This is a genomic window from Arundinibacter roseus, from assembly GCF_004348825.1.
Lineage (GTDB): Bacteria > Bacteroidota > Bacteroidia > Cytophagales > Spirosomataceae > Arundinibacter > Arundinibacter roseus.
Genome location: NZ_SMJU01000004.1, coordinates 393,093 through 418,761 on the forward strand (window position 1 = coordinate 393,093; position 25,669 = coordinate 418,761).

Genomic DNA, 25,669 nt, shown 5'->3' on the forward strand with positions numbered 1-25,669 from the left:
ATTTTTCTGATTGCCGTGCACAATCATGGCTCAAAATTCACCCACATTACCTATGAAAATTATTCAAACTTTGCTTTTGGCACTTGCTTTCAGTTCGCAGGTCATAGCCCAACAAGCGCCCAATTTATATTCAATACCTACTCCCTGGGAGCGATACTCGCATTACAGCATTACGCTTCGGGGCGGGGCAGGCCTGCCTATTGGCCCAATGGCCGAAAATTATATTGATAAAGTATCGATGGATAACTATTCGGTGGCCGTTGACTGGATCCTGCAACAACCTTTTTCTGTCGGAGTTGAAGTATCTCAAAGCTTTTTTTCAAAAAAACTTCCCCGCGCAATTTATAACATAGAAGATCAGGACGTCTCCGCAGTACAAACACGAACGTTAAAGCAAATACCTGTACAGGGAGTGGCAAGCTATTATTTTGGCACTCCAAACGCCCGCATCAGGCCCTACGTTCAATTGGCGGCAGGTGCAAGTTTTGTTGATTACACGCTGTATTATGGCAATTTGGCCACGCAGGAACAAGCCATTAAATTCACCTATGGTGCTGCGGCAGGTTCCAGGTTCCTATTTAAGAAAGATGGATCAGTTGGGGCAGATTTGCGGGTAAAATATAATCAGACTCCGTTCGATTTTGACTACCTTGACCGAGGAATTGGGCAGATCAACGCTACAATCGGCCTGTTTTACAGATGGTGGTAATCGAATTTTAATGCATGCAATCCAAACGCTCCGTGCGAATCTTCGTTCTTATTGGCACCTCCCTTGCCTTATTGGGAAGTACATTTGCCTGGATATGGAACCGATACGGCCCCACCGAACCGGTTTCATATCCGATGTATACGGAGACTTTTAGGAGTATAGAAAACGCCTCTCCTCCCAGTGCCGCATGTGGACTTGAGCTTCGGCACTATCGCCAAATCGGTCGTGAAATGCAATTTGAACTCTATGCAGGAGTTTCGGGAATCGCGCCTTATTCTGTTGAAATCGTTCAGAAGGGCAAGCGATTTTCATTTGATCCGGTTGCTCACCGGGCTGGCAAGTGGATGATTATCAAAAAATTGCCTATTGAAGCCGGGCAGGCAATCATTCGTATTCAAAGCAAAAATGACCCTTCCTGTGTAGCTTCCGGCACCTTTACTTTCAGTGCGCAGGTAGCCGTGGAAGAAGTACCGGAAGAGCGGTGGATTCGGCAAGGTAGTGACGATATCATGCTTGATGTACGTCCGGTTCAGGTTGGTGGCAAACTATTTCTCAAAGATTTCTCCAATTATCAGGACGGCCGTACCAGGGTATATTTAATTGATACTCGGGTAGTTGATAATCTGGAACAGGGAATTGAAATTCAGCCGGGGTATCTTTATTCTGTGATCGCTTGCTGGATCGATGCACCCTACTCGGAGTGGTGGAACCACCTCCGCACGCGGACGATTCGCCAACAGAATATTTGGGTGGATGTTCCTTTGACAAAGCCAGTCACCGAAACATCCCTCTCACAAATCACGATCCCGGAATGGTTCACTTTATCAAGAAAGCATACCGTTTTTTTTGACACAAAGTTTCCAGAATTTTCGCCTATTCAGGGCAAATTAGTCATGCAGTATCGGCTAAATGCGAATGTGCCCACCCAAAATTATTTTAATCGCGGAATCACGCACTTGCCCAAATGGGAACCTGATATACCACCGGCGAAGGCTCATTGGACCGAACCACCCGGTTTTTTTGGCGATAAAGATGCTGATTGGTTTGAAGGTTTGTCCCGACAAGAGGTAGAAGCCTATGCAGATCAGGTTTTCCCTTCAAATGTATATGCATTTGATTTTGAGTTTTGGCAACAGGAATACTCGACCGCCATAAAACAGCGCCTGATTTGGTTTGCGCAGCGGGTAAAGAAAAACAACCCAAACATTCAGTTATTTGATTATTGGGGAGGCTCGGCCTATCACAACCCGAATTTTAGGAAAAATAATAAAATTAACCCGTCGGCTTTTATGGAGGATTATGAAAGGCCGAAATCCACTTACCTAAATTTTGATCCGCTACCAGATGGACAAACTCTGGCTGATTTTACCTCAATCACTCCGGTAGATGTCTATCCAAAAAGCTTTTTTGGGGAAACTCCTGATGGACTCACGCCAAACAATTACCTGGTTTTGGCAGGTATACATACTGCCCGGATTAATCGACTTTTTCCTTTTCAGGAAAAAAATAAGACCATTTGGTATGCCTGGAATCGGTATATGCCCCTGTACAAAGATCCGGCTGTGCCCTGGAATGTGGCCACGAGTGAACCAGCCGGAGATCTTGTATTTGATGAATTAGTAACGATGCCGGCAAGTCAGGCGCTAGCGATTTCCCTTTTTTCCCTGATTGAGTCTGATGGTTACTATTTATGGCATGACAATCAGGCCATGGGAAATGGGGAAAACAACTATGACCTAAATCAAAAAGAATCGGGGAATTTTCAATGGTTTCCGGCCGATGGAAAAACTCCGTTTAGTGCCTTCCGAAAAAATGTCGTAGGCCCGGCTTCACCAAGATATTGGGACTACCCTACGGAATTCTTTGCGTTAGGGAATTGGATGGCCAAACAAGTTGAGGATATTTTGGTGGACGGTAAATCCATGGACCTGGATTTTAAACAAAATGGAGAATGGCAAAAGGCTTCTCCAAAACAAGCGGTTACCGCAGCCACAAAGCAACTACCTTTCGTGATGGGCATTGTGAACGGAAGTAAAATAGTGATTCTGGCACTGGATTCTTTTCAAAAACCAACTGAAAATAAGTCTATTGAAGTGCGACTTCCTTCCGGAAAGATTGAACGTATAAATCTATACGGTAACTGGCCATCGCTTTACAGAGGCACTATGTAGTAGAGTTTGGCTTGTTAATATCACTCAAACGTGGAGTTAGTCGCGTTTTGTGATACCATTGCAGAAGTTCACGCATGTAAGAAACAGGTGGTTCTCCTTTCTTATCAAAGTCTCTACGCACTTTAATAAAATATATATCTCCCTTAAAATCAACCTTATAATGATCAGGATCAGAGGTTGGAGCCACAATTTCGAATATATATTGGGGGTAGTGACCACGTAAAATCAGGACGGACTTATGGTGTGAACCTGGATTTATTAAAACAAGCCACTTCTCAAACCCCTCCTTCTTTTTCTTAATTATTCCGGTTGACAGCATAAAAAACAGGTAATTCCTCAAATAAATTTTATTCTCTATTCTTATGCCATGAGTGAAATTGCGTATTTATTATTATTTTAATTATATTATTTATTGTTTTATTTAAATAGTTTAAGAGTTTGATCTTAATGTGTGTAAAAATACCTCAGCGGATTGGCACAGTATTAATAATATTTTTTCCAGAATAAGGGATAAAAATCAGGATTTCTGTCTTATATATATGAGACTTATGTATTTAAGTTACCCCACCATTCATCCGAAGCCAAAACCCTGCCTGTAATTGACTGACAGACAGTGCATATGAGAATTTATTTAATTTTATTATAGTATATTTTAGCCATTTCTTGATCAATTAGTATTATGCCGATTATTACGAGTAAGTTTAAAACAGGGCTTGACAATTTGGGAATTGAAGAGTCAGCAGTTGTCAAAATCAAAAAAGGGGCCGCCAACCCAGCAAATCCAAGACTTTGGGTGCTTTACTTTTGCGGAGTAGATGAAGGTAATTCTGAAAAAGTGGTAAGAACCTGGTATTTTGAATCTGAGAAAAACCGGGAAAAAGACATTCAGAATATTTTACAAAAGTATCCAAATATTGTAGTTGAGTAGATTAAGATAATTCCTCAAAAAAAAGGACTCGCCGCAGAGTCCTTTTTTTATATATCAGGGTTGAGGATTACGCTTTGGGCTTAAATCTCAATTTATTATACTGTTGGAGTAAAATTGGATATACGTTGTAGGGAATATTGAACAAAAATACGAGCAAACCGATTTGCCACTGCCTTTGCCAAATGGCTAATCCTGCGCTTACCAGAAAAAAGATCAGAAATATCCAATGAAAGCGTTCGTACATCGCAATTGTACGTAAATAGGTTTGTTGATTGGCTTTTAGACGCACTCTCCTTTTGGTATTTTCTTTTTCAGAGCTCAATCGGTAGACCCACTCCCCATTTTGTGTAATTTTCCTGAAAACTTTAATTCCTGCTTTCTCGTACCATTTTTTTTGATTGGATAGTTGCGTTGCAGTATAAAAATGCCTGGGCAACAAACCGGCGATAATACTGATAAGACTAATGCCGAGCAAGTCAGAAATCGAATTCTGCCGGGACCAATACAGAACTAATAGCCAACTCGCCAAGGCCGTCCAAAAAACATTCAAAATTTGATTTACGGCTTCTCTCTTCATGGCAATCTAAAATTTTGGAGAAATTAATTGAAGAGGAATCAATTTTTGATCTTACCTAATCCAAAGAAATTTTGAATACACAAAAAGAAAGCCTACTCTTATGGAGTAGGCTTTCAATGTCGGTAATGTCACTTGCGTGACCCATAGGGGAATCTAAGCGAACCCAGATAACCGACTTATAACCAACTCATTAATCTATTTTTTCAAACTAATTCTGAAACAGCTCTGAAACTATTCACATTCAAAGGCTTTGGTCAAAGCCCCATCTTGGGCGAAATCGAAACATCGCTTTTCAATTACAAGAGCACCAAATGAATTTTTCGCTTGGTACTTGATTGAGGTTTGATAGTATGCCAAGGGAGTCGGATCCGTGATTTTATATTCTTCATGGTCAATGAGCTCGAAGCTTTCAGGATCCTTCAAATTCTTTCTTATCGACATTTCAGAAAGAATTCTAATATCCATCAATTTGGTAGCAAGTGAATCAGCAGATGCCTTCGCTGCTTGAACTAAGGCTGCCTCCTGCAATTGTTCAGGAGTAGCTTTGGTCATATTTTTCAAAAGGTTACTTATAAGTACAATTATTACAAGACCGATTCCAATCTTAATCCACTTAGACTTAGGCTCTTTGGTCGAATAAGGCATTTTACTTGGTATAAATGGTATTAAATCAATTTAAATGTTTAATTTTTTTTGTATACTTGTAGTTATATAGCCGCAAGTATTCAAAGTCATTTATCATTTTTCAGCCGAGCAACTTGCTCTTCTGCTTGTCGCTTTTCTTCCAATGTTTTGTCAAGGGCAATTCGCCTTAATTCCAAAAGCTCATCTTTTGAAATGGTTACGTAATCATTATTTGGAGGTGGTGGCTTGACCTTGTCCTCTATATTCATTGTTCCGACTCCCATAAGTAACCAATCAATCGAAATTTGATATACAGTTGCAATTCGAATTGCCAGATCAGTGGACAATTTTGATCGGCCATTTTCAATGTGGGATATGTTGGCAGATCCAATTTCAAGGGGCTCTGCAAACTCTTGTAAAGTTTTTTGACCCCGTAGCCGCCGTAAACGATCCCCTACTGTCATTTTGCTTATTTAGAATTAGTTTAATTATAAATTAAATATTATCACTATTTTTTTCTTTCATATTTATAATCTTATTATAATATTTGTACTATCACTATGTGCAGAAGATTTATAAATATAAGCTCACTGCAAAGTAGCACACTTGATAGATTCAAACAACAAGTAATTATACCCGTATGATTGATTGGACAGAACCTGTATTGGTCGGAATGGAAGGTAGAAGAGCCCGAAGAACCCGAATCGGAGAATTGATACGGGTAGTAACTGGGAATCGTGGTTGGCGTCGCCCCTTTCTGGACGCTTATCCAGAATTCGATTCCTATCAGGGAACAGCAGAGCTTAACCGCGGGCAAGCTGGGAGATCCGATGATCCTGCTCTGTTAAGAGCTTTGGAAGAATGGATACCTAAGGTCATAGAAAATCTACCCGAATGGTACCAGAAACAGAATCATTTAATATCCAACCCTTTTGATCTTGAGGCATGACAGCTACAACTATCTCTCTCTCGCTCCCAGAGGAGCAATTAGAACTTCTAGCGACTGTACAAGAGCTATTAAATCGGCAGGTTGAACAAAATAACCATGCGGTTTGGCTGAAAGAACAAGAGGCTGCAGATCGCTTGAAAGTGTCATTATCAACGATCCGCAAATGGAGAGGAGAAGGATGGCTGAGATATATCGGAATCGGAGAAAATATCAGATATCGAGCCAATTATCTGGATGATGACTTTGAAGCCAAAGGCTTGGTTGAAGCCCCTCTTCAAAGAACTATTCCTCATTTTGGAAAGAGGAAAGCTTCCTGAAAAATCAAATACCACTATACACACAGCTGCCGCTTGGGCCTGCAATCGGGCAGGTCCAGGCATTGAAATTCAACCATTCATTTTAAATGATTTACATATTTCTATACATCTGCCTATGTCTGGCAATCCTTGCCTGGGGAAGGCAAATTGCCAAGGGATTGAATAACTCAGATCCGTAAGGAGAGCATTTTAGAGTCTAATTTTCAACTATACATCTAAGCAAATGATCACGATTGAAAATCAATGTACCGTCCGGGTGGACGGTAGACTGGTGGGGTATATCCCTACTTCAAAATGGAACGATGCCCTACTTGCCCTTGGCGCAACCGGTGGTTTTCGCAAAGAAGCAAAGGTTTATACGGCAACGCCCATGTTGCGCTACAAACCAAGGTTGGTGAAAACTTTGAAACAGTTAATGCAATGCATTTGATATCCTACTACAAGGAAAAGCTGGAAAATCACTACGAGCGAATGCTTGAATGTGAGGGAGATATGATTCAGGAGTACCAACATCTGATGGCGATTGCCCGGCTTTGTCGGAAACTTATGCTGGCTCCTAACAGCTGGCTAATTCAAAAGGCAGAAGAACGTCGGGGAAATCATATGAAAGTTGAAAAGAAAGTTCAATCTAATGATATGAGAACTGTGCAAAAAGATACCCAACACATAATCCCACAATTTAGCTGCCCGGATTGTGGCAAAAGCTTCAGCTCCAAACAGGCTCGTGGAGCTCACGTCCGCTTTTGTGGGAAAGGAGGTAGTCATGAATGAATACGCCATCACTTCCACGCCCATTCGCTACGAAAATTTGATCCAGGGCAACTTGAAATTCCTGATTATTGAACAGGTTTTTTTTGATGAAAAAGTTTGCATTGGCGACAGACTCATGATCAAAGAACGGTGCGCAATAAAGGGAGAATTCACCGGCAGATCTGCTGAATTCATGATTACGAGCGTCGAAAAATCATTTACAATGAAAGGCTTACATGAAGCATTTCTTGGCTTATCGATAACGAAGATTTCAGAGAAATTGAATGGCTCAATCTGACAACTATTATGAAGCACGAAAGCAAAACAATAGGCCAAAGTCGTACCTGGGCAGCGGCCTTGTGCGGGCAATTAGAGGACTCCTCCGGATTAGAAGCATCAGCAGCGCTTTTCGTTTTCTGGGAATGGGCGGTCCGGGAATCAAAAAATAAATATCCCTGGCTGGTGTATATGCGCTGGGGATGCAGCCGGTCAAGGCTCATCAGGAAACGAGATGATGCGATGAAAGAGTATTTGAGAAAAACAGGAAAGTGAGTAAACGTGAGAACGGGATACTAGTGTAAGGTGCTGTCTGCTTACTCAGGCATGAAGAAAGCTGTTGGAGCCCTCAGAGTGGATATTGAATGTAGGTATTGGTGAGGCCGGGTTCGACTCCCGGAGCTTTCGTATCTGATGATGTAAAGACATCAGATATCGGATAGAGGAGGGTTTTTAAGAAGGAGTTGCCTGCTTACTCAGGCAAGGAGAAAGCTGCCGGTGCCCCCGTGTTGGTTCGGGGCCGGGTTCGATTCCCGGAGCTTTCACAGGGTAGAGCAGAATTCTACATGAGTGCCCAAACCACGCCGGGGTAACGCCTGGCGTGGGTAAGGGAAGGTTTGTTTAAAATTTTATGCAATTGCCAATTTAGTATGAACAAAATGAAGTCACTAACCCCACTCCTACGCTTGTATGCTACCCAGAATTGAGATATCAAATGTAGTACGGCGGGCTTATAAGGCCATTGATGAGCATAATAATAGCTGCCCAATGCAAGCTGTTGAACGAAGGATCATGACAGCAGATGGCAAACCAGATGTTCAGCTCATACACCGCAGGGTTGGTTTAATTCCGGAAGCGATCAGTACCACCTTTCACGCTTTGGTAACGGAGTATGTACGAAATTATAACCGTATGGCTTCCATGATGGCTGATGGAGCCTATACCAAAGATTCACCGCCTGGCCTACGTACCAATAATGTACGTCTCGCTCCTTTTTGTCGATGCACCGATCGAACCGTCAGAAACCATCTTTCCAGGCTCCGGGAGCTTGGCTACATCAAAACAAAATTTCATGGGACAAGGAAGGATTTTGAAGTGTGGATAAGCCCAAAATTCTTGTTTGAGCCAGAATCAGAAGCCCCTGTCAATGAGTTCAAAAATGCTCCAAAACCGCATTTTGAAGGGGAAAACCCGAAAAATTTTCCGCTTAATAGTACCTACATAGAGATAATAGAAAAAAAAGAAACAAGGAAAGTGGATATGTTGGTTGAACACGGAGAGAACGTTCAGGGACAGAGGGGTCGAGCAGAAACCATAGCTGTCGGCCAGCAACCCTTCAATACCGACAGACGGAGAGAAGATCAAGTTGGGGGCGGCAGCGTGCGGCCCCGGCAGGCGATAACCACCCTACGGCTGCCAAAACCTACAACACCTCGTCGTAATCCTAAGGATCTCGCCCCTCAGCATCTCAAAATGCTCGTTGAATTCTGGCTTTATGCATGGCAAGTGATTTACCCGGGACAAGATTTCAGTGACCAGGAGCAGGAAGCAGCCCTATACGCCATAATGGCAGGTGTTTACAACAATTTTACTGATCCGCTTTCGGATGCAGAATGGCTAAACGTACAAGTCTATCAGCTGAGCAAACTTGATAAAGCCGGACGTTACTTTGATCGACACCCAGATGCCTATCGACCGGATCCATACGCAGTGGTCATCGCAGGAAAAGGCTATTTTGACAGAGAAAACCATCTCGGATTCATTGGTATTGAAGCCTGGATGAAGAAGGATAAAATTGAACAGAAACGGCAACGAGATGCGTATGCCCACCGAAAACGCTGTGATCGATTACTCATTACTGCCCGTCGTGACTTCCTGAAACTACGAATGGGGATACCACCCCGCAAAGAGGTAGCTGGAAAAACTGAATTGGGATTGTATCAATACTATGATGCCTTATTCGCAGGCCTGGGCACCAAATACCGTGAACGTTTTGCCAAACAATATCTTGATCGCCAAACCCACAATTTTCAGTCACCCCGCTTTCAGGCCGCCCAACGAGCCCGCCGGGCAGGTGGAGAAGTTACTAAGGAGGTGATTGTATATGTTGAAAATTACATTGAAGGTGATGGTACAGGATACTATACTGATTGATTAAAATTTAAGCAGTTATCCATTTATAAACACATCTAAGCAAATGAAAGATCGTCGATTTTTAGGACAGCAGACCTCCAAACGTAAACCGCTGACCCAGGAGCAGAAAGATAAGCAACGAAAAATGGCCAGCTGCTACATGGTCGTTAAATTCCACGATGGCAATCAGTGGTCCAAGTGGTCCAACGAATGGGCTCAGCCCCGGATCAGGAATATTGGCGATGCTGTAAACGAAATGTTCCGGATCATGGAGACCTATTTCAGAGGAAAAGTACATTCTGCCGCAATCTTTGATACCAGAATTAATAAAGATACCAGGGCTGATAACAAAATCTACCAGTTTGAAAATGGGATCTGGAAAATGGAAAAACAGTTTAACTGGTAACAAAATGGCAACTAAACGACGTTTTTTCATAATAGGACGAATTTGTAAAAACCCTGTAAACTCTTTGCAGAGCCGACTAATTAACGAACTGGAAGACTTATCAAAATTAATGACTGATGATCTTGATAAATTTATTGATCAAGTACAGGAATTGGTCGAAACGGGGAACCGGGAATTGCCCAGATGCAGAAAGGAAAAAGTTTATACACATGATCATTTTTTTCATGGCGGCGAAGGCAATTACATAGATTCCATTAAGATTGGACTGTTTTACAGTTTTGAAATAAATATTGTACGTATGATCTCAGTAAATGAAGGATTGTATGGAGCCATTACGAATTAAGCTCAATATGCATGAGCTCACACATTTAAGAAATTATGTGCGAGTCGCTGAGCGAATAGCCCATAACCCTCAGGCGCGGGAAGAACTGATTGTATTGGCCGAATTTTCTTTAAAACTGGAAGTAATGTACATCCGAGCTTCCCGGAAAACAGACCAACGAAAATCTTACCATTATCAAATACCGGTTTCTGTTTCCAGGATTTTGCATCGAAGATTTCAGCAGGAAGATATTTCGTCAGAATTACAAATGGTGCTATGCGGGATAGATTATGAGTTAACTAAGCGTGGATTGAAGCCCAATCCTGTAAAGCCTGAGCTTTTTTAGAGTTTCGGTTTTTAAAGAAAACCAAATATTCTATGGTTGGTAAATGCATAACAATGGAAAGTAGCCGCCCCTGATCCTAGTCGAAATGGCCTGTATCAACCTCCGCAGTATCTGGTGTAGCAGCTTTCCAACCAAATTATTTTTTGTTTTCGATTTTTTACACATAAACCCATTTGAACTTGATTCCCAGACCGAAGATTGGCAAATGATAGAATGAAGACGGGTCTAATGAGAAGTCCAGGCATCACAGATACCTGGACTTCTCATAGTTCAAATACAGAAATTTAAGGGTTGGCTCCACTCAGTAAAAATAAGTAGCTAGTACTTTGGCCGGGACTAATTTACTATTTTTTCCTTAGAAGCGATGCAACTCGAAATTCCTGTGAAACCACATGTCAAAACTTTTTTAGAGCACCCGATCAACCTTGGGCCGGGACCTTCTGATATTCGGAAGGATCACTGGCTGGGCGAGATCCTACTGGCGGTCCTGAGCTTTCATCCGCTCGATCGTAATGACCTCGGGGTTGATTACATGCCTGCACAGATAAGCAAGTACTCAACCATTGTAATTAATCCAACTTTCAAGATCAACTATCAGCTGGTGACCGACGGACATTTGGCCAGAATTGGTATGGGCCTTGAAGCGTGGTTCAAAATGGCGATGGTATTTTACGTACAGGGACGAATGACCCTGCTCCTATCCGAACAGGGTGCCGTACGAAAGTTTTATGAGGAATATGGCATTTCGAGCGAAGATTACGATCTGGATGCAGCCTTCAAAGTAGCCCAACGGGCAAGAGCACATTTGTAGAAAGTCTCTGAATAGTTGGAAAGCCTCCTGAAAGCGGGAGGTTTTTTTATGTCCTGTTTTCAAAGAAAGTTGTCCTGATTTGTAGGTTTTGTGTCCCAAGTCAAATGCCCTTCAAAAAAGCTGTCCTTGTAAGAGAAAGTGGCTATTGCCAACTTGCTATGTATGATTACAGTTCAGGAAATTGGTGGATTTGATCAGGACACAAACGCTGGCTTTGTGCGGCGGATCAGGCTATTGAGAAAACGAGATGTAATCAGCGTAATGGATCCTATCCGGTTCCCTGGGTATGGGCCCATGTACGAAATTCCATTCTCGGGTCTGATTGTTAAAGAGGGAGCTCAGGGATTTACTTTTTCATTGCCTCCCAAAACCATCCGGTTTTCTGAAAGTGAATTTGAAAATGAACAGGGCCTGGCTTTTGATACTTCTTTTTCATTTGAAGTTCCAAAACCAACCACGAGCCTGCTTCACTGGCTGCTCACTCATCAGCACCAAGATTGGGTGGTACTATGGGAAGACTATAATGATGTGGCCTGGATTTCGGGAAATGAAGAATTTGGCCTTAGGCTGCAAAGGAGCCGGACCGCAAGCGGCCAAAACATTCTACTGGTAGCTATTCAGGGAAGTTTCTCCTTTCCCTCTTTCAAAATTACAGGCTTTGAACTTCAGGAACTATTCCCCCAGGGACAGTTCTCCTACCACTTTGGCCTACATTTCAATACTTAATAACTTTCAACAATGGCTTATTTCGCAAGTCTTCAACAATTCATTGACACAATAACCGCCAGGCTTATAAAGCCTATTCGCGGTGTTGGCGGCTCGGAAGGTGTAAGCAACCTGGATGTTCTGGAAGCGCTTTCTGATACCGGCAAGTGGGCAGATGATATTCGGGTACAGGCCAATGGTTTAATGGCTGACTATCCTACCCGGTTTAGTAGCCTGCAAACTACTATCTATATAAACCCCTTAACCGGTAATGATGCAAATCCTGGAACGTCCGGCTCCCCCATTGCTTCCCTGCATCGATTGGCGGCAATCGTATCGGACAAATTCAATCTGGTCATTGTCCAGATCCAGGGCGGAGTAGTCGAAGTAACGCAGGACGTGATGATTAATGTATCTTTCATTGCTTTTGCATTCAATGCCGGGACTGGTTTGTATTTCCGAAAGAAAACGTTTGGATCTGGACCGACCGCCTATGAGCAGCCCTATAAACTGAGCCTATTCTGTCTGAATGCCATGTTTACACCAAACTCCGGCGTTCCGACCCTTCAAACCGAGAACTGTAATCCCGTAGGTGGTGCCAACCTCACTTCCTATATGTTAGCTCAGGGTACAATCAATTTGGTGCAACGCGGTGCCCAGGCATGGATGAGTTATACCAAACAGAATATTTCCATTAGGGGATTGAATCTGAATGTCGGGAATAATACCATCATGTTTTCGGGTACAAATTCCGGCAGTGTAATTTACAATCCGCTGGGCGGAGACTCGAATTATACCCGGAACAGTGGTACTGTTACCCTTGGAGAAAATGCTTTTGAACAGGTTAATTTTCTGGACAAAGCTGTTTTTACGCTCAATGGTCGGGTGGTGATCTGTAAGCAGTCGATGAATGATATTGAGATTACCTTTCCTATTACATTTCCAGGTGATGGTGCCAACGCAAAAATAGCCCACGTTGAGTTCCTGCCTGGTATGGGCATTTATTGTGATCTGGAAATGACGGTAGGATCTGGCTTTGGGGTTGGATGGGTCATGCAGAAAATGGTCACGAAACATTTTTCCTTTTACTCAGCAGCAGTTGGTAGTCAGTCGAGTATAAGGCAGACAAAAGTAGTTGCTTACAGAAATACCGGAGGAGCGAGCAGCTTTACTGCCATTATTGGTGCCGCAACTCCGGGGGCAGCCATTGAGAATGTAAAAATCCCTATTCAACGCCCAGCTAATATTTATACCAATCACTTTTGGGTAACACTAAAATTTACTGGTAATTCCATAAGTACTGCTGTTTCCATTGCCCGGAACATTGTCAATTTCCTAAAAATTAATGATCCGGTAAACGACACCTCTCCTCAGTATGAGAATCTGGATAGCACGCCTCAGACTTTGATGCTGAAGGCGGGTGATACCTATACGGTCAACCGCCCTTTTCCCTTTTATTATACGATTTTACATAAGGATGCGGCTTGTACGGTCGGAAGCACTACGCTTTCAACCTCGGTGATCAATGCCGCTAATACGAGTTTCAGCCTGCCGTTAACCGGATCAGGTTTTTGTACCATCCAAATAACTCCCTGGACGTAATGAAAATTTCAAATCACCCTGACGCTCCTTCGGTTGAGCGCTTTGTAGAAATATTGGCGCGTGTAGATATGCCCACTGAGCGCCGGGGCTCGTATACCCTACGCATCTCGCATGTGAAAGATGGTGCGCCCTGGTACGGCATTGAGTCGCCTACGATCAACCGCACGGTTGAAACGAGTGATGATAAGTTGGTCGATTCGTTAACAGGTGCTCGCGTTCATCCAGATTCAGAAGGAGCCACTCCCGAAGGAGCCGTTGGCGAATATTCATTTTTGGCGGCGTTTGTCCCCAGAAACCCTGAATCGGGTGAAGCCATGGCGCTTCCGCTAGGTCAGGTACATCAGATTCTGGATGAATTTCTGATTCAACGCATGGATGAAAGTGGGGTATTTGATGATTTTAGAAGCCTGGTATGACGAAGTATCCTGACATCCGGCTCCGGAAATGCGTAGAGCCCCATGCAAAGATTGACTGGTTTGAAATTGCGGAAGATTGTGACTGTGGAAAGATGATCATTACTGCTGGCTACAAAACGGACTTTGCTTCGGTACCGAGGATTTTGTGGAGTGTGTTCCCACCACATGGCCGGTGGACGAATGCCGCCATTAAGCATGATTGGTGGTATGACCAAAAGGTAATGGAAAATGAGCTAGGACCGCAAGAAGCCAGGTACTGGGCCGATCATGACTTTTTGTTTGATATGCTCCGAGAGGGCGTACCGAAGTGGCAAGCCTACCTTTTTTACGGTATTGTGCGTCTTTTTGGTCGTAAATGGTGGGTAACTTGATTTAGATTTTTTTAAATTAGCACTTTAATGGTGTGGATATATGTCATTACAGCCCGGCTGCTCTTGCGGCCGGGCTGTATTTTTATATACTCAACATAATTTTTTTTGTATAAAGAAAAGTGGATAGTGCTACTTTAAATACTTTCCATAACTTGCAGCATCATTTTTAATTTTAGAGGAGGGATATTCCAGTCAGCCTGGTTGCTTTGCAGCTGGGCTGACTTTTTTTCGTCCTAATCTATTGACTTCTTATTCTGCTATTTCGTACCTGACGATTTATGTAAAATCAAACGTACGCTAATGTGACGGCAGAAACTTTTTCGGGCATGTGGTTTATTGATGAGCCATTTGCCTCTCGTATGCAGGGAATCATTCTCCCCCGCCTGGTGGCAGGCAAAGACCCCATTCCAGCACATTTAAATCAGGCTTCCTCCCGGCTCCGTTACGAAATTTCTCCCTATGATGAGAAAGGCGGATGGAATGAAGACCGGTGGTATCTGCGAAATTTTCTGAGAACGGGCGGTGGTGATGTTGCCGTCATCCCGGTGGAAGGAACCATGAGCCGCTACGGTTTCTGTGGCTATGGCAATGAACGCATTACCAGCGTTTTGCAGGAAGCTGATAGAGAGCCGGAGGTTAAAGCCGTGGTGTTGAAGCTCGACACGCCGGGTGGTACGGTCGATAGCACCGATATGCTGGCGGATGTTATCCGAAATTTTTCAAAACCCATCATTGCCTGGACCAACTACTGTGCCAGCGCCGGATATTTTGTGGCCAGTCAGTGCGATGAGATCATGCTGGAAAACTCCATTTCCAGCGAAGTTGGCTCGATTGGAGTCCTGATGGTTTACGTCGATCAAAGCGCCGCCCTGGAAAGAGAGGGGTTGGCAGTCACTATTTACCGGGCCAAAGGTTCCCAGGAAAAGGCATTGATCAATGGCATAGAGCCTTTGACCGCCGAGCTGGAAAAACAAATTCAAACGGATCTGAATGAAGCCATGGTAGCCTTTCACGGCTACGTCCGGCGTGGAAGAGCGGGAAAACTCAAAAGTGATGATGTACTGACCGGCCGCATGTTCAAAAAGAAAGCCGCACTCAAAGAAGGTCTTGTAGACCGGCTCGGTACCCTGGGAGATGCCATCACGCTCGCCCGAAAAAAGGCTGTGTAGAATTCAATTTCTGCGATAATTAAGTATCAATTTTTTCAACTAGCCATGACAAAACCAATAACTCTGGGAGGACTGCTGGCCAGCCTGTTCCCAAAATCCAACCGGGCTTTGAGTGAAAAACTCAGCACCGAGGAATTCAATGAACTTACCGAGGATGTTCAGGCAATTCAGGGACGCCTGGGCACCGAGGCCACTGCCCCACCTTTACCCACTGCTTTGGAAGCCGGTGAAGTACAGGTGGATGACAAAAAACAAGAAGTACCGACTGCCAAGGAAGAAAGCGCGGCCGCAGATCCGGAGCCGGGCGCCTCACAGGAAACCCAGGATCCTGAGCCGGAAACGCCACTGGAAGAACCGGCCCTGGCGGGTGTACAGATGGAATCCATTGCCTCCCAGGAACTGGCTCAGCTGCGTGCTGATGCAGGCGCCTGGAACAAGACCAAAGCCGAGTACGGCGTACTCAAAAGCTGGTACGAACACGCAACCTCCGAAATAGGAGCTGGTAGTTCAGCAGACGCGGTGGATGTTGGTCCCGCCGAAACCAAAAGCTGGCAAAAGGCGCCCTGGAACAACTAGGAATTGCCGGTCATTTAACGAGTTTTTATCAATTATTAATTTTTCTATTAGCTATGGCAGATTCAGTGGATTTATCACTATTGGCCACAACGGCGACAGACTACGCCCGGGACAATAAGGATCACATTTTTTCCAAGATTTACAGCGGTGGTCTGGCCGGCCGGCCAGGTACGCCTATCAAACCCATTACGGACTACATGATGCCCGTAGTGGGTAATGATGAAGTAGTACTAACAGAGCTGTACATCGACAGCGTGCTCCAGCCCGGAGCCAAAGACAGCTTCAACCCCAAGAACAACGCCGTAAAGCTCAAACCCCGCAAAGCGAAGGTAAAGCCCTGCAAGGTGGATTTGCTCATGAAGGAAACCACGATCATGGCCATGTACAAATCGTACTTTGGTCAGATCCGCGGCGGAAAGATTGACCGGACCACCTATCCGTTTGAAGCGGAAGTGATCAAAAAGGTATTCGACCGCCTGATGACAGACCTTCGGAATATCGCGCTGATCAACGGCGTGCGGAATGAAGCCGGTACCGCTGCCGTGGATACCATGGACGGTTTGTTCTTCAAGCTTGCCACCGAAAAAGCATCGGGTGGGATTACAGCTGGACAGATTGCTACAATCAATGCCATCACGGCCGCCAACGGCGTGACCGAGATTGAGAAGATCATTGACATGGTACCTTCGGATTATTTTTATGAGGATCTGGTTTGTATTACGCCTCTCAAATACAAGCAGGCCTACGAGCGCCACTACCGCGAACAGTACGGCACGAGCCCCTACAATGCGGGTTTTGACAAAATGCAGATCGAGGGTACCATGATTGAATTTGTGGTAGAACCCGGCATGGCTATTACCGGCGCCACCAAGTTTGAGTCGCCCGTGATCACGACCCGTGAGAACCTGGCCTGGCTCTATGATGATGAAGGCGATCAGACGCGGCTTGAATTCGATTACGACAAGCGTACCCGCTCACTGGCCTACATGGTCGATTTTCAGGTAGGAATGGACTGGGCCATCAGCGAACTTATCTGGATGGGCGATGTCGCCGACCCAGAGGAATAAGACCACTACGCCCCAAAGCATCAGCTGATGCTTTGGGGCCTGTTTTCAAATTGTTTCATCTATTTTTTACATTGATTTTATGAAAAAGGTATTGAATGTTTTTGTGGCTCTGGCGGTATTTGCGGTGGCAGTTGTATTGCCCAATGAGGTACTGGCCCACGTAATGGGCGATCCCGCTGCGAGTGGCCTGGTCCTGGGTGCTGTTTTGAATTTTGCGACTCTGGATGCTACCTCCCACCAAACGGGAAACCCCGGAGGTACGCGTCAGCTGCTGGTAGCACTGGCAAAATCCATAACCGGCGTATGGCCAAAGCGATCGGATATTACGGGCGGAGAAATCACCTCGGTTCCGACTCTGGATCCGGAAGCAACCAAGTGGGCAAGGTATGAATGTCCGGACGGAACGATTGAAGTGAGTTCTGAAAAACAGGGTGATCCCGGATTTCAGAGCTATAAGCACGCGATTGAGTTTATGTTTTCCGGATTTTCCAAAGCGATTCAGGCTGAGCTTGAAAAATATATGAATGCCGGTGCGGTGTTCATTGTCGAGATGAACGACGGAACCTATGCCGTGGTAGGATCGAGCGACAACGCGATTTTTGTAAAGCAGGCCTTCAAGGGTGGAAAGAAAGGGAATGACAAGCGTGGATTTACCATGAAAGGTGAGCAGGACGGTTTTGTGTGGGACGTTCTGCCTTTGGCGACTGCTCAGGTAGCTGAACTCGAAATTGCAACGGAGGGCATTTAAGGATAAATTCCTTATTCCAATTTTTAAGTCAAAGGCAATGAAGCAACGAAAATATGTGATCATGGGTGTTCCCAAAGAAGGAATCGGGCATTGTGTGCCGGGTTTCGGCTTTGTGAAAATCCATGATCAATTGCAAGACAAGACGATTGATGCCCTGATGGCTTTGGGCTTTACTCGTTATTTCAAACTAAATATTCCTACAAAAAGCGATGAGCAAAACTCAGCAAGCACCAAAGACGCAGCCGATACCACCCACTCTGGAGGTAGAGCAGGCAGCAACTCCAATACAGCTGGTGGAAACAACCCCGGAACCAACGGAAGATCCAACAGTAGCCAGCGAGAGCCCGAACGTGCCTCAATTACCGCAGGAGCCGGAGATGATCCAGCCACCGACACTGTCAAAAGTAAAGACCTGGGAAGAACAAATTCAGCAAAAAGCAAAAAGGCAGCTGGAAGCGCTGAAAAACCAGATGGAGGAGTCTGATCCTGACCCAATTGATAGTGCCATCAGTGACCCAAGAATGCGCCTGACAGACAATGAGTAAGGATTCTCTTTAAATTTTGATGCAGATTACAACCAGAATCCCGCCCGATCAGGCGGGATTTTTGCGTATATTGCCACCGCTAAGCTCAGTTAATATTATTGTACAGAGACGAACCGGTAAGAACTTGCCGGTTGGCATGGGGTTGTAAGTACCCCATCGTCTCTGTCTTAACAGTGAGTTTAGCAGTGACCAACCGGTATCTTTATGCAAATTCTTACTCAGGAGCTTCCCTTTGAAGGGGTTAGCCCGTTTCTCAGATCAAGGGGTATTGATGTAAAGGAGCTGAAAAACGCCCTGCATGAATACAATGACTACTGCGCAGAAATGACCTCTGAAAAGGATCACTATGAGGATCCGGTGGGCTGGCTGGAAGCGGTGGGGTACCGGCAAACGGTTGAAGATTTTTTAGGGTTGATTTAATTCGTGTTGTTTAATAGTTGATATGCTCCCTCCTTTTTAGGATCGGGAGCATTTTTTTGTCTTGGCAATTGCCGGTTTTCCGGATGATTTTTGGAGCATGGACGAAAAGAAGCTTCTGGAAGAACGGATTAAGGCGAAGGCAAACTGGGAACTGTTGAAATTACGTCATCGGGCAGGTAAAGCTTCCTCTGAGGAAGTAGAAGCGGCCTGGCGGGTGAGTTGTAAGCTCGGGAAACATATTCCTGCCTCAACAGATAAAGTCAAGGAAACAACCGAAAAGCCCTACGTACCTGGGGCCACGAAGGTTGAACAGGCAATTGCCGCACCGGAAGTGGTACTCAGTCCGGAAATGATCCGCCACATTCAGGAGCTGGAAGCACAGCGGTCTACCCTCGATGTGGAAAAGCGGAATGTTTCCATGAAACTCCAACAGATACCGGCTTCGGTGCCCTGTCCTGAGCTCACCGAGCGGATCATGAATTTAAGGAGGCAATGGGAAGAACTGGGCGATCGGATTTGGTACGTAAAGCGAAACGGGCAATTGCCGGAAAGCGCACTTCCCCAGGATACCGCCCTGTTCCCCACTAAATTCACTGCCGAGCTTCCCCGAGAAAAATTCGAGCTCGACCGGATGATCAAAAATCTGGCGATCAATGTGCAGCACAAGTGGCCGGCCAAAGTATCAGCTGCCAAGACCTCAGCCAAAAAAGCGGAATACGAACGGAAAATTGCGGTGGGGCTGGCAAAAATGGAAGTAATGCAGGCGTTGTTTGTGACCTTATAAATCTTAAACCGACTAACCAATGGTAAATCATTTAATGAATATACGGGTCCAGACCCAAAAGCTGCCTAAGGCTGTTTTCCGGGCTGTCAATACCACTCCACTCCCTCGACGAGGAGAAGTGGTGGTTCGGCTTAAACGGGTTAATCAGGAAACTATTACACACCGGGTGACGCCGGATCTGGTTCAGCCCGGCCGGGCCTGGCTCTTTGTTTTTGATATTCCGGAAGTAATGGATTATTTCTACATTTTTGACTGGTGGTGGGTAACGGATGATGATGAACTGTCTGGAAAGGGCGGAAACTCAAACCTGAAAAAATCCTTCAAAGGAAAAATTGCCGATGGCTCTTCAACCGATTGAAGGGCCATTTTTTGTCCTTATGAAATTCAGAGGTGCAGGTTTTCTTTGAGGCAGTACACTAACTGAGTTTTAAAAATGAATGATCTTTTTCAGATTGGGCAGCGGCGCCCAAACGAGCTTCTGCCGTACGCCAAAAATCCGCGGAAAATAAAGTCTACCCGCAAAAGAGAACTTGAAGAAAAGCTAAAAGCCTATGGGTTGATCACACCACCGGTCATTGATTCGGACGGAACGATCATCAGTGGCCATCAGCGCCTGACCGTTTTGCAGGAGCTGGGCCTGGGCAATGAACCCATCAACGTAAACATTGCCAGTCGGAAACTGACCGAAAAGGAATTCAAGGAAGTGTCGATCATTGAGAACAGCCACTTTGGAGAATGGGATCTGGAACTATTAAAGGCTGAGTTTTCGGAGGAAGTGGATCTTGCTACCTACGGGATTGACCTTGGCAGTCTGGATGCGGCACTGGAAGAATTGTCCGACTCCCACTTTGAAGAGCCTGAAATGCCCATTGTGGCAAAGTTTTCGGAAAAATACGATTCGATCGTGATCATTTGCCAAAATGAAATTGACTTCAATCACGTCTCCGAAAAGCTTGGGCTCGACCGGACCAAATGCTACAAAAGTTCCAAGATCGGAACAACCCACGTAATCCACGCCAAACAGGCAATTGCCGCTCTCACCAAATGAAAGACATCAAAATAGTAATCCCGAGCCACAAGCGCTGGAACCGGATCAGGACGACCAGTGCGGTATATGGCGCTGCCCTATGCGTGGAAGAAAGTCAGGCGGAGATTTATAAAAAATGTAATCCGGGAGTTGAACTCATTGTGCATCCGGATTCTATAAAAGGCCTCAGTCGCAAGCGCGACTGGATTATAAAGCACATAGGAGATTGTTTCATGTTAGACGATGACATTGACCATTTGTCACGTATCTACACGGAGAAAGGGGAAGAATCCGTGGTGGATCCGGAAGTTGCCTACGAGATTATCCAAATGACCGGCTATGCAGCCCGAAAGGCAGGAGCTTTTCTTTTCGGGTTCAGCTCCTCTCCTACGCCCATTTCATTCAACAGCCTGAATCCTATCCAATTGAGCGGATACGTTACCGGCTGTGCCCACGGGGTACTGGAAGGATCAAAGCTTTGGTACAGTCCGGATATCATCTGTAACGAAGACTATTGGATCTCGCTCCTTAATGCGCACCACCACAGAATGATCTGGAAGGACACCCGGTTCTATTGGGCCCAAAAGGACACCTTCGTGAACCGGGGCGGACTGGCTGAGTTTAGAAACGTGGAAAATGAAGAAAAAGACTTTTTACTACTGCAAAAGGTCTTCGGGAGCGTGGTGGAGTTGCGGAAGTCGTCCGGAAAATCTAATTTAAGGCATCCGTTTCAGAAAAGCCTGAAACTGCCTTTCTGAGTTTACATCATAAATTAACATCTAAGCTTTTATGGCAACATTTTTGAGAATTGATAACGAAGAGTTTTTCAATTTTGATCACGTAAGAAAATTTTTAATAAATAATTCTTCGGATGCAGATCAAGAATTTTTCATTGAAATATTATTCCAGGATGGCACAACAAGTACCATTAAATTTGAAACTGAAAGTTTAAGGGATATAGCCTTTCAGACATTGAAATTGAATATTGATTTTATAGATATTAATACCAAAAAAATAGATGATATAGCCGCATGGTAAATGTTTCTATAAATGTTGGGCCTTTCTTCTCATGCCAAAACGCTGCTATTTTTTTGAGGGCCAACATCTCCTGTTACACTTCCACCCCTATCCTTCCCCATGTAGCGCCATTCTAATGGGCATCTTTTCCTGAAAAATCAAGCAAAAAAACCTCATTTTTCAACAAAAAAATGAGGTTTTTGCGTTGTATTTCCGTTCTGTCGGGAGATCTTTATATCAGTTAAATATCTCATATAAAGCCAGTTAACTATCTAAGCACGATGGAATTAGCAGAAATTAAAGTTTCGTATCAGCCACCAGCCAAACAAGACCGCATCAAAGTTACGTGTAGTAAGGATGCCGAAAGGTTCCTTCGAAATGTATGGTCGGATCAAATCGAATTTCAGGAGGAAATGTACCTCATTATTTGCAACCGGGCCAATGAGATTGTAGGATACAAAAAGCTATCCAGTGGGGGAATGTCAGGATGCATCGTGGATTTAAAAATTCTTTTTGGTGTTGCCCTGCAATGTGCCGCCTCTGGGATTATTTTAGCGCATAACCATCCATCCGGAAATCTGGAACCAAGTAAAGCAGATATTGAAATAACCAAACGGATAAAGGAAGTAGGTAAAATCATGGACATTATTCTGTTGGATCACCTTATAGTTTCAGTAGGTGGTTTCAATTCAATGTCAGATTGCGGCTTCATTTAACGGCTGTTTTACAATGCCTTTCAAGGCTCTGTTTCAAGCGAAACGGAGCCTTTTTTTATGATCAAAAATGGCTGAAAAAACTTTAAATTTTTGGAAAAATAAATGAACCGTGGTGTTGTTAATCCGTTCTGTCGGGAGATCTTTATATCAGTTAAACATCTCATATACAGACAAATAAACTATGAAAACGCTATCATTCGGAAAATTTGCCAGTCCTCGGGCCATTGAATTTATTAAGCAAATAAGAGCAGAAGTTTGCGAGCATGCAAAAGTTAATAACAATGACAAAACCGACAGTCGATCACTGGTTTATCTGGGACGAAACAAAGTACTTGTTTTGTATATGCGGGACTTTTCAATGTCTCGCGAATTCGGGCAGGAGCCTTTTCCAAGAGTATATGCTACCTCGGCAATTGAAAGGGCAGCTTTAAGAATACTTGAGAAGGAAGCCCCAGCTATTCCTGAGGAAGTTCGTAAGGAAATTGCCGCCAAATTTATGTCTAAAAATGATATTGATTACACGTGGTTCCGTACAAAGTATGGGGAGTGCGTCTATTTCACGTTAGAGATTTCTTTGAAGGCCATCCTTGCAAAATAATTTACAGTTCTCAATCCTATCAAGGCCCTGTTTCAAGCGAAACGGGGCCTTTTTTTATGGTCAAAAAACGGTAAAAAAAACTTTAATTTTTTGGAAAAATAAATGGACCGTGGTGTTGTTAATCCGTTCTGTCGGGAGATCTTTATATCAGTTAACAATCACATATTCAGTCAATTAAAACAACTAAGCAAGATGGAGAACATGCAAGTGAATGCCCCGGTATCAGCCAAATCAAGTGCTCGCAAAGTAAAAAACACCGTGGCGGTGAAAGCCAAAACGGCAAAGAAAAAAGTGGAGAAAAAGGTATCCGAAAAAGTGGTTAAAGAGAAAATTGTGGAGACTCCCATTGTTCAACCAACGCAACCCAAAGTGGCTACCCGCCGAAACATCGACCGCTTTTTGGAAGCCACTGGCAAAACTGAAAAAGACTACTTTGACTGGGCAACTGAGGTAGGACGCCGGATGCACATTAACAAGTTGGATGCCCTGGTTTGCGCCAAACTGGAACTGTACACCGTGGCTCACCTGGCCAACCGTCCTACCGAAATTCCGGAAGGCATGCCCGAAACAGAAATGGATGAGCACCTGGTTGCAAACAGCGAAAATCCCTACGAGCTGGCTTGTCTCTGGCAACGGGTAACGGTCAATGCAGAAAATTGGGTAAGCAAGGAAACAATCCTAAATGAATGGCTGACCGGAATCAGCAAGGAAGACTTCGAGCGCTGGGGAGACAAAAATCATCTGGGAGACATCAACAAAAAGTGGTGGAATAAAGACGCAGCGGCTTTGGATGTAAAATTGGAGGAAATCAACAGCATGAGCCTGCTCAATCAACCGCTGACCTTTGAAGATGCCATTGACTTCATCAAATGCCACAAACCCGGCTCCTACGTCAATCCCGCCCAGCTGCTTATCAAGCGCATCGAGGAGCGGTTCAAGGCTGTGACCACTTTCCGAATCAAAGATTATTACGTAAGCCACTTGATGAAAATGTGCCATCTGGTACCAGCCAGTGAGGAGTTAGCTGACCTGCCGTTCTGATCCGCCGAGAGCCCCGAATTTCGGGGCTTTTTCATTTCTAATCCAATTTCATTTTTACAAGTAAATATCTAAGCAAATGGAAGTTCAATTTGATCTAAACGAAAGGTATCAGCAGTACTGCGGTACCGAAAATCTGTACCAGCACTGGTTGCCCGGGATGTGGTTTACCGATGGGGCAAAGGCCGTGGCCGAAGAACAGCAATGTTTTTGGCTACTGGATATCATTGCCAGCCACCAACTCACGCAGGGAGTGGTGGGAAACTACTTTCAGGTATGGAAACTCCTTCGACAGAAACAGGGTGAATTTGAAGTACGCTGCGATGACGGCAACGGGAAAACGCTTGTCTCCCAATGCGTATGGAGTCCGCATTTTGATCATGACCTGCTCACGCTTTGGTGCGTCGATGGAATCATGATGGTACCCTCCGAATACTGAGTAACGGGCCCCGAGCGATCGGGGCCTTTTTTGTTTCATTTTATTCAAAGACACAATGCATTTACCTACCACTAATAAAGCAATGCTATTCCACGGCATTGCATCCGAACCCAGCTCTATATACAGGCATTGCTTTCTGCTAGCACAGCTATGGCAGAAACGAGCAAGCACCTGCAAAATGCATGCTATATCGGGCTTCAAGGCTTTTTCAACCCTCCAAACCAATATTTACCTATGAGCTATTTAATGGATGCTCCCCGAAGCGTTGAGCCAATGATCCGGGTTTTGCGGGAGATGGGAAAATACCGATACGATCCCTCAGAGGTATTCAGAGACTGGATTGATTATGCTATTGCCTGCTTTTTGGTGGAAGGAGATAAGGAGCTGGCTCAACGCCTGGAAAAGAAGTACGAAAAGGCGTATCCCAAAATGCAGGAACTGATGCTCGCATGGTTTAAGGTCATGGATCAGCGGGTGACTGATAGTCCTACGAGCTGGTTTGATGCCCTGGGGACCATCTATGAGTATCTGGCAAGCCAAAGCAAACGCAGCTGGATGGGGCAGTTCTTTACGCCACCGGACTTGTGCGACCTGATGACTCAGCTAACGAGTCACGGCCAAGACCGGCCAGTCGGCAAACGAGTCAATGATCCGGCCTCAGGCAGCGGCCGGCTATTACTTTCCTTCAATGCGTTTAATCCCGGCAATTATCTTTATGCAGAAGATCTGGATGCGATTTGCGCCAAAATGTCTGCCTTAAACATGGCCATTCACGGCTGTCAGGGGCAGGTGTGCTGCCTGGACTCTATCGCCCTGGATAAATGGTGGTTCGGCTACCAAATCAACTATTTCCACCAATTCGGGGTACCTCCCATTCCTCACCTGCAACCGATCACCAAAGAGCAAAGCGAAACCATGCAGCACTGGGAAAGAAGGCGACAAAAGCTGGAAGTAAAAGCAGAAGTAAAACCCAAAGAGCCGGTATCCAAACCAGTCATTGAACCCCTGCAAACCCAGGTTCGGGCGGGTCAGCTATCACTGTTCTGATCGGAATAGCCTTCCTATTCGGAAGGCTATTTAATTCTATAAAACGCTGAAAATAAACGGATTGT

Annotated in this window: 38 protein-coding genes; 34 read left to right on the forward strand and 4 right to left on the reverse strand. The window is 44.7% G+C overall.

The window, feature by feature from the left end:
- Positions 1-52: 52 nt before the first annotated feature.
- Both EZE20_RS08175 and EZE20_RS08180 read left to right on the forward strand, forming a co-directional pair.
- Entirely contained in the window at positions 53-709 is a 657-nt protein-coding gene (locus EZE20_RS08175) for a porin family protein (RefSeq protein WP_132116369.1), read from the forward strand.
- Between the two features lie 14 nt (positions 710-723).
- Positions 724-2,880, forward strand: a complete 2,157-nt coding sequence (locus EZE20_RS08180; protein WP_132116371.1) for a hypothetical protein — start codon at positions 724-726, stop codon at positions 2,878-2,880.
- Here EZE20_RS08180 and EZE20_RS08185 read toward each other — a convergent pair.
- Positions 2,873-3,199, reverse strand: coding sequence for a hypothetical protein (locus EZE20_RS08185; RefSeq protein WP_132116373.1), 327 nt, complete (start codon positions 3,197-3,199; stop codon positions 2,873-2,875). The genes EZE20_RS08180 and EZE20_RS08185 overlap by 8 nt on opposite strands.
- A gap of 360 nt (positions 3,200-3,559) precedes the next feature.
- On the opposite strand from EZE20_RS08185, the gene EZE20_RS08190 reads away from it, so the two are divergent.
- A complete protein-coding gene (locus EZE20_RS08190; RefSeq protein ID WP_132116375.1) occupies positions 3,560-3,808 on the forward strand; it encodes a hypothetical protein in 249 nt (82 codons plus the stop codon).
- Positions 3,809-3,875: 67 nt separating this feature from the next.
- Here the strand turns inward: EZE20_RS08190 and EZE20_RS08195 are convergent, their stop codons facing one another.
- The 3 genes from EZE20_RS08195 to EZE20_RS08205 all read right to left on the reverse strand — a co-directional run bounded on the left by EZE20_RS08195 (position 3,876) and on the right by EZE20_RS08205 (position 5,473).
- On the reverse strand, positions 3,876-4,385 hold the full coding sequence (locus tag EZE20_RS08195; protein WP_132116377.1) for a glycosyl-4,4'-diaponeurosporenoate acyltransferase CrtO family protein: 510 nt from the start codon (positions 4,383-4,385) through the stop codon (positions 3,876-3,878).
- A 231-nt stretch (positions 4,386-4,616) separates the two neighbouring features.
- Entirely contained in the window at positions 4,617-5,030 is a 414-nt protein-coding gene (locus EZE20_RS08200) for a hypothetical protein (RefSeq protein WP_132116379.1), read from the reverse strand.
- Between the two features lie 86 nt (positions 5,031-5,116).
- Positions 5,117-5,473: a helix-turn-helix domain-containing protein gene (locus EZE20_RS08205; protein WP_132116381.1), complete on the reverse strand. Its 357-nt coding sequence runs from the start codon at positions 5,471-5,473 to the stop codon at positions 5,117-5,119.
- Between the two features lie 209 nt (positions 5,474-5,682).
- Between EZE20_RS08205 and EZE20_RS08210 the strand changes: the two genes are divergently transcribed.
- The 31 genes from EZE20_RS08210 (at position 5,683) to EZE20_RS08360 (ending at position 25,604) form a co-directional block, all read left to right on the forward strand.
- The gene (locus EZE20_RS08210; RefSeq protein WP_132116383.1) at positions 5,683-5,958 is read left to right on the forward strand and encodes a hypothetical protein; all 276 of its coding nucleotides are present in this window, start codon (positions 5,683-5,685) and stop codon (positions 5,956-5,958) included.
- Positions 5,955-6,275 carry a helix-turn-helix domain-containing protein gene (locus EZE20_RS08215; RefSeq protein WP_132116386.1) on the forward strand — a complete coding sequence of 107 codons (321 nt, stop codon included), beginning with the start codon at positions 5,955-5,957 and terminating at the stop codon, positions 6,273-6,275. Before EZE20_RS08210 ends, EZE20_RS08215 begins: the two co-directional genes overlap by 4 nt.
- Before the next feature lie 223 nt (positions 6,276-6,498).
- Positions 6,499-6,705: a hypothetical protein gene (locus tag EZE20_RS08220; RefSeq protein ID WP_132116388.1), complete on the forward strand. Its 207-nt coding sequence runs from the start codon at positions 6,499-6,501 to the stop codon at positions 6,703-6,705.
- Entirely contained in the window at positions 6,696-7,046 is a 351-nt protein-coding gene (locus EZE20_RS08225) for a hypothetical protein (protein WP_132116390.1), read from the forward strand. Before EZE20_RS08220 ends, EZE20_RS08225 begins: the two co-directional genes overlap by 10 nt.
- Positions 6,970-7,323 (forward strand): hypothetical protein, encoded by a 354-nt coding sequence (locus tag EZE20_RS08230; RefSeq protein WP_132116392.1) that lies wholly within the window; start codon positions 6,970-6,972, stop codon positions 7,321-7,323. Before EZE20_RS08225 ends, EZE20_RS08230 begins: the two co-directional genes overlap by 77 nt.
- A gap of 8 nt (positions 7,324-7,331) precedes the next feature.
- Positions 7,332-7,577, forward strand: a complete 246-nt coding sequence (locus tag EZE20_RS08235) for a hypothetical protein (protein WP_132116394.1) — start codon at positions 7,332-7,334, stop codon at positions 7,575-7,577.
- A gap of 414 nt (positions 7,578-7,991) precedes the next feature.
- Positions 7,992-9,455, forward strand: coding sequence for a hypothetical protein (locus tag EZE20_RS08240; protein ID WP_132116396.1), 1,464 nt, complete (start codon positions 7,992-7,994; stop codon positions 9,453-9,455).
- Between the two features lie 43 nt (positions 9,456-9,498).
- Positions 9,499-9,840, forward strand: coding sequence for a hypothetical protein (locus EZE20_RS08245; RefSeq protein WP_132116398.1), 342 nt, complete (start codon positions 9,499-9,501; stop codon positions 9,838-9,840).
- Between the two features lie 4 nt (positions 9,841-9,844).
- The gene (locus EZE20_RS08250) at positions 9,845-10,183 is read left to right on the forward strand and encodes a hypothetical protein (RefSeq protein WP_132116400.1); all 339 of its coding nucleotides are present in this window, start codon (positions 9,845-9,847) and stop codon (positions 10,181-10,183) included.
- The gene (locus EZE20_RS08255; protein WP_132116402.1) at positions 10,164-10,508 is read left to right on the forward strand and encodes a hypothetical protein; all 345 of its coding nucleotides are present in this window, start codon (positions 10,164-10,166) and stop codon (positions 10,506-10,508) included. The genes EZE20_RS08250 and EZE20_RS08255 overlap by 20 nt, the downstream gene beginning before the upstream one ends.
- A gap of 364 nt (positions 10,509-10,872) precedes the next feature.
- Positions 10,873-11,319: a hypothetical protein gene (locus tag EZE20_RS08260; protein ID WP_132116404.1), complete on the forward strand. Its 447-nt coding sequence runs from the start codon at positions 10,873-10,875 to the stop codon at positions 11,317-11,319.
- Positions 11,320-11,481: 162 nt separating this feature from the next.
- Complete coding sequence (locus EZE20_RS08265; RefSeq protein ID WP_132116406.1) at positions 11,482-12,045, forward strand: hypothetical protein; 564 nt, start codon at positions 11,482-11,484, stop codon at positions 12,043-12,045.
- A 12-nt stretch (positions 12,046-12,057) separates the two neighbouring features.
- Positions 12,058-13,626, forward strand: coding sequence for a hypothetical protein (locus tag EZE20_RS08270; protein ID WP_132116408.1), 1,569 nt, complete (start codon positions 12,058-12,060; stop codon positions 13,624-13,626).
- The gene (locus EZE20_RS08275) at positions 13,626-14,042 is read left to right on the forward strand and encodes a hypothetical protein (RefSeq protein WP_132116410.1); all 417 of its coding nucleotides are present in this window, start codon (positions 13,626-13,628) and stop codon (positions 14,040-14,042) included. Before EZE20_RS08270 ends, EZE20_RS08275 begins: the two co-directional genes overlap by 1 nt.
- Complete coding sequence (locus EZE20_RS08280; RefSeq protein ID WP_132116412.1) at positions 14,039-14,413, forward strand: DUF1353 domain-containing protein; 375 nt, start codon at positions 14,039-14,041, stop codon at positions 14,411-14,413. Before EZE20_RS08275 ends, EZE20_RS08280 begins: the two co-directional genes overlap by 4 nt.
- A 302-nt stretch (positions 14,414-14,715) precedes the next feature.
- A complete protein-coding gene (locus tag EZE20_RS08285; RefSeq protein ID WP_132116414.1) occupies positions 14,716-15,582 on the forward strand; it encodes a S49 family peptidase in 867 nt (288 codons plus the stop codon).
- A gap of 45 nt (positions 15,583-15,627) precedes the next feature.
- Positions 15,628-16,158: a hypothetical protein gene (locus EZE20_RS08290; RefSeq protein WP_132116416.1), complete on the forward strand. Its 531-nt coding sequence runs from the start codon at positions 15,628-15,630 to the stop codon at positions 16,156-16,158.
- A 53-nt stretch (positions 16,159-16,211) separates the two neighbouring features.
- The gene (locus EZE20_RS08295; RefSeq protein ID WP_132116418.1) at positions 16,212-17,225 is read left to right on the forward strand and encodes a hypothetical protein; all 1,014 of its coding nucleotides are present in this window, start codon (positions 16,212-16,214) and stop codon (positions 17,223-17,225) included.
- 79 nt (positions 17,226-17,304) lie between these two features.
- On the forward strand, positions 17,305-17,973 hold the full coding sequence (locus tag EZE20_RS08300) for a hypothetical protein (protein ID WP_132116420.1): 669 nt from the start codon (positions 17,305-17,307) through the stop codon (positions 17,971-17,973).
- A gap of 37 nt (positions 17,974-18,010) precedes the next feature.
- The gene (locus EZE20_RS08305) at positions 18,011-18,457 is read left to right on the forward strand and encodes a hypothetical protein (RefSeq protein WP_132116422.1); all 447 of its coding nucleotides are present in this window, start codon (positions 18,011-18,013) and stop codon (positions 18,455-18,457) included.
- 265 nt (positions 18,458-18,722) lie between these two features.
- Positions 18,723-18,938 carry a hypothetical protein gene (locus tag EZE20_RS08310; protein WP_132116424.1) on the forward strand — a complete coding sequence of 72 codons (216 nt, stop codon included), beginning with the start codon at positions 18,723-18,725 and terminating at the stop codon, positions 18,936-18,938.
- A 61-nt stretch (positions 18,939-18,999) separates the two neighbouring features.
- Positions 19,000-19,722 carry a hypothetical protein gene (locus EZE20_RS08315; protein ID WP_132116426.1) on the forward strand — a complete coding sequence of 241 codons (723 nt, stop codon included), beginning with the start codon at positions 19,000-19,002 and terminating at the stop codon, positions 19,720-19,722.
- A 19-nt stretch (positions 19,723-19,741) separates the two neighbouring features.
- Complete coding sequence (locus EZE20_RS08320) at positions 19,742-20,080, forward strand: hypothetical protein (protein ID WP_132116428.1); 339 nt, start codon at positions 19,742-19,744, stop codon at positions 20,078-20,080.
- Between the two features lie 75 nt (positions 20,081-20,155).
- A complete protein-coding gene (locus tag EZE20_RS08325; RefSeq protein ID WP_132116430.1) occupies positions 20,156-20,770 on the forward strand; it encodes a ParB/RepB/Spo0J family partition protein in 615 nt (204 codons plus the stop codon).
- Positions 20,767-21,507, forward strand: coding sequence for a GREB1-related protein (locus EZE20_RS08330; protein WP_132116432.1), 741 nt, complete (start codon positions 20,767-20,769; stop codon positions 21,505-21,507). Before EZE20_RS08325 ends, EZE20_RS08330 begins: the two co-directional genes overlap by 4 nt.
- Positions 21,508-21,538: 31 nt before the next feature.
- Positions 21,539-21,787 (forward strand): hypothetical protein, encoded by a 249-nt coding sequence (locus tag EZE20_RS08335; RefSeq protein ID WP_132116434.1) that lies wholly within the window; start codon positions 21,539-21,541, stop codon positions 21,785-21,787.
- A gap of 260 nt (positions 21,788-22,047) precedes the next feature.
- Positions 22,048-22,482 (forward strand): JAB domain-containing protein, encoded by a 435-nt coding sequence (locus EZE20_RS08340; protein ID WP_132116436.1) that lies wholly within the window; start codon positions 22,048-22,050, stop codon positions 22,480-22,482.
- 181 nt (positions 22,483-22,663) lie between these two features.
- The gene (locus tag EZE20_RS08345) at positions 22,664-23,080 is read left to right on the forward strand and encodes a hypothetical protein (RefSeq protein WP_132116438.1); all 417 of its coding nucleotides are present in this window, start codon (positions 22,664-22,666) and stop codon (positions 23,078-23,080) included.
- A 192-nt stretch (positions 23,081-23,272) separates the two neighbouring features.
- Positions 23,273-24,121: a hypothetical protein gene (locus EZE20_RS08350; RefSeq protein WP_228713639.1), complete on the forward strand. Its 849-nt coding sequence runs from the start codon at positions 23,273-23,275 to the stop codon at positions 24,119-24,121.
- 76 nt (positions 24,122-24,197) lie between these two features.
- Positions 24,198-24,557 (forward strand): DUF6876 family protein, encoded by a 360-nt coding sequence (locus EZE20_RS08355; protein WP_132116440.1) that lies wholly within the window; start codon positions 24,198-24,200, stop codon positions 24,555-24,557.
- 234 nt (positions 24,558-24,791) lie between these two features.
- Positions 24,792-25,604, forward strand: coding sequence for an N-6 DNA methylase (locus EZE20_RS08360; protein ID WP_165933438.1), 813 nt, complete (start codon positions 24,792-24,794; stop codon positions 25,602-25,604).
- Positions 25,605-25,669: the final 65 nt, after the last annotated feature.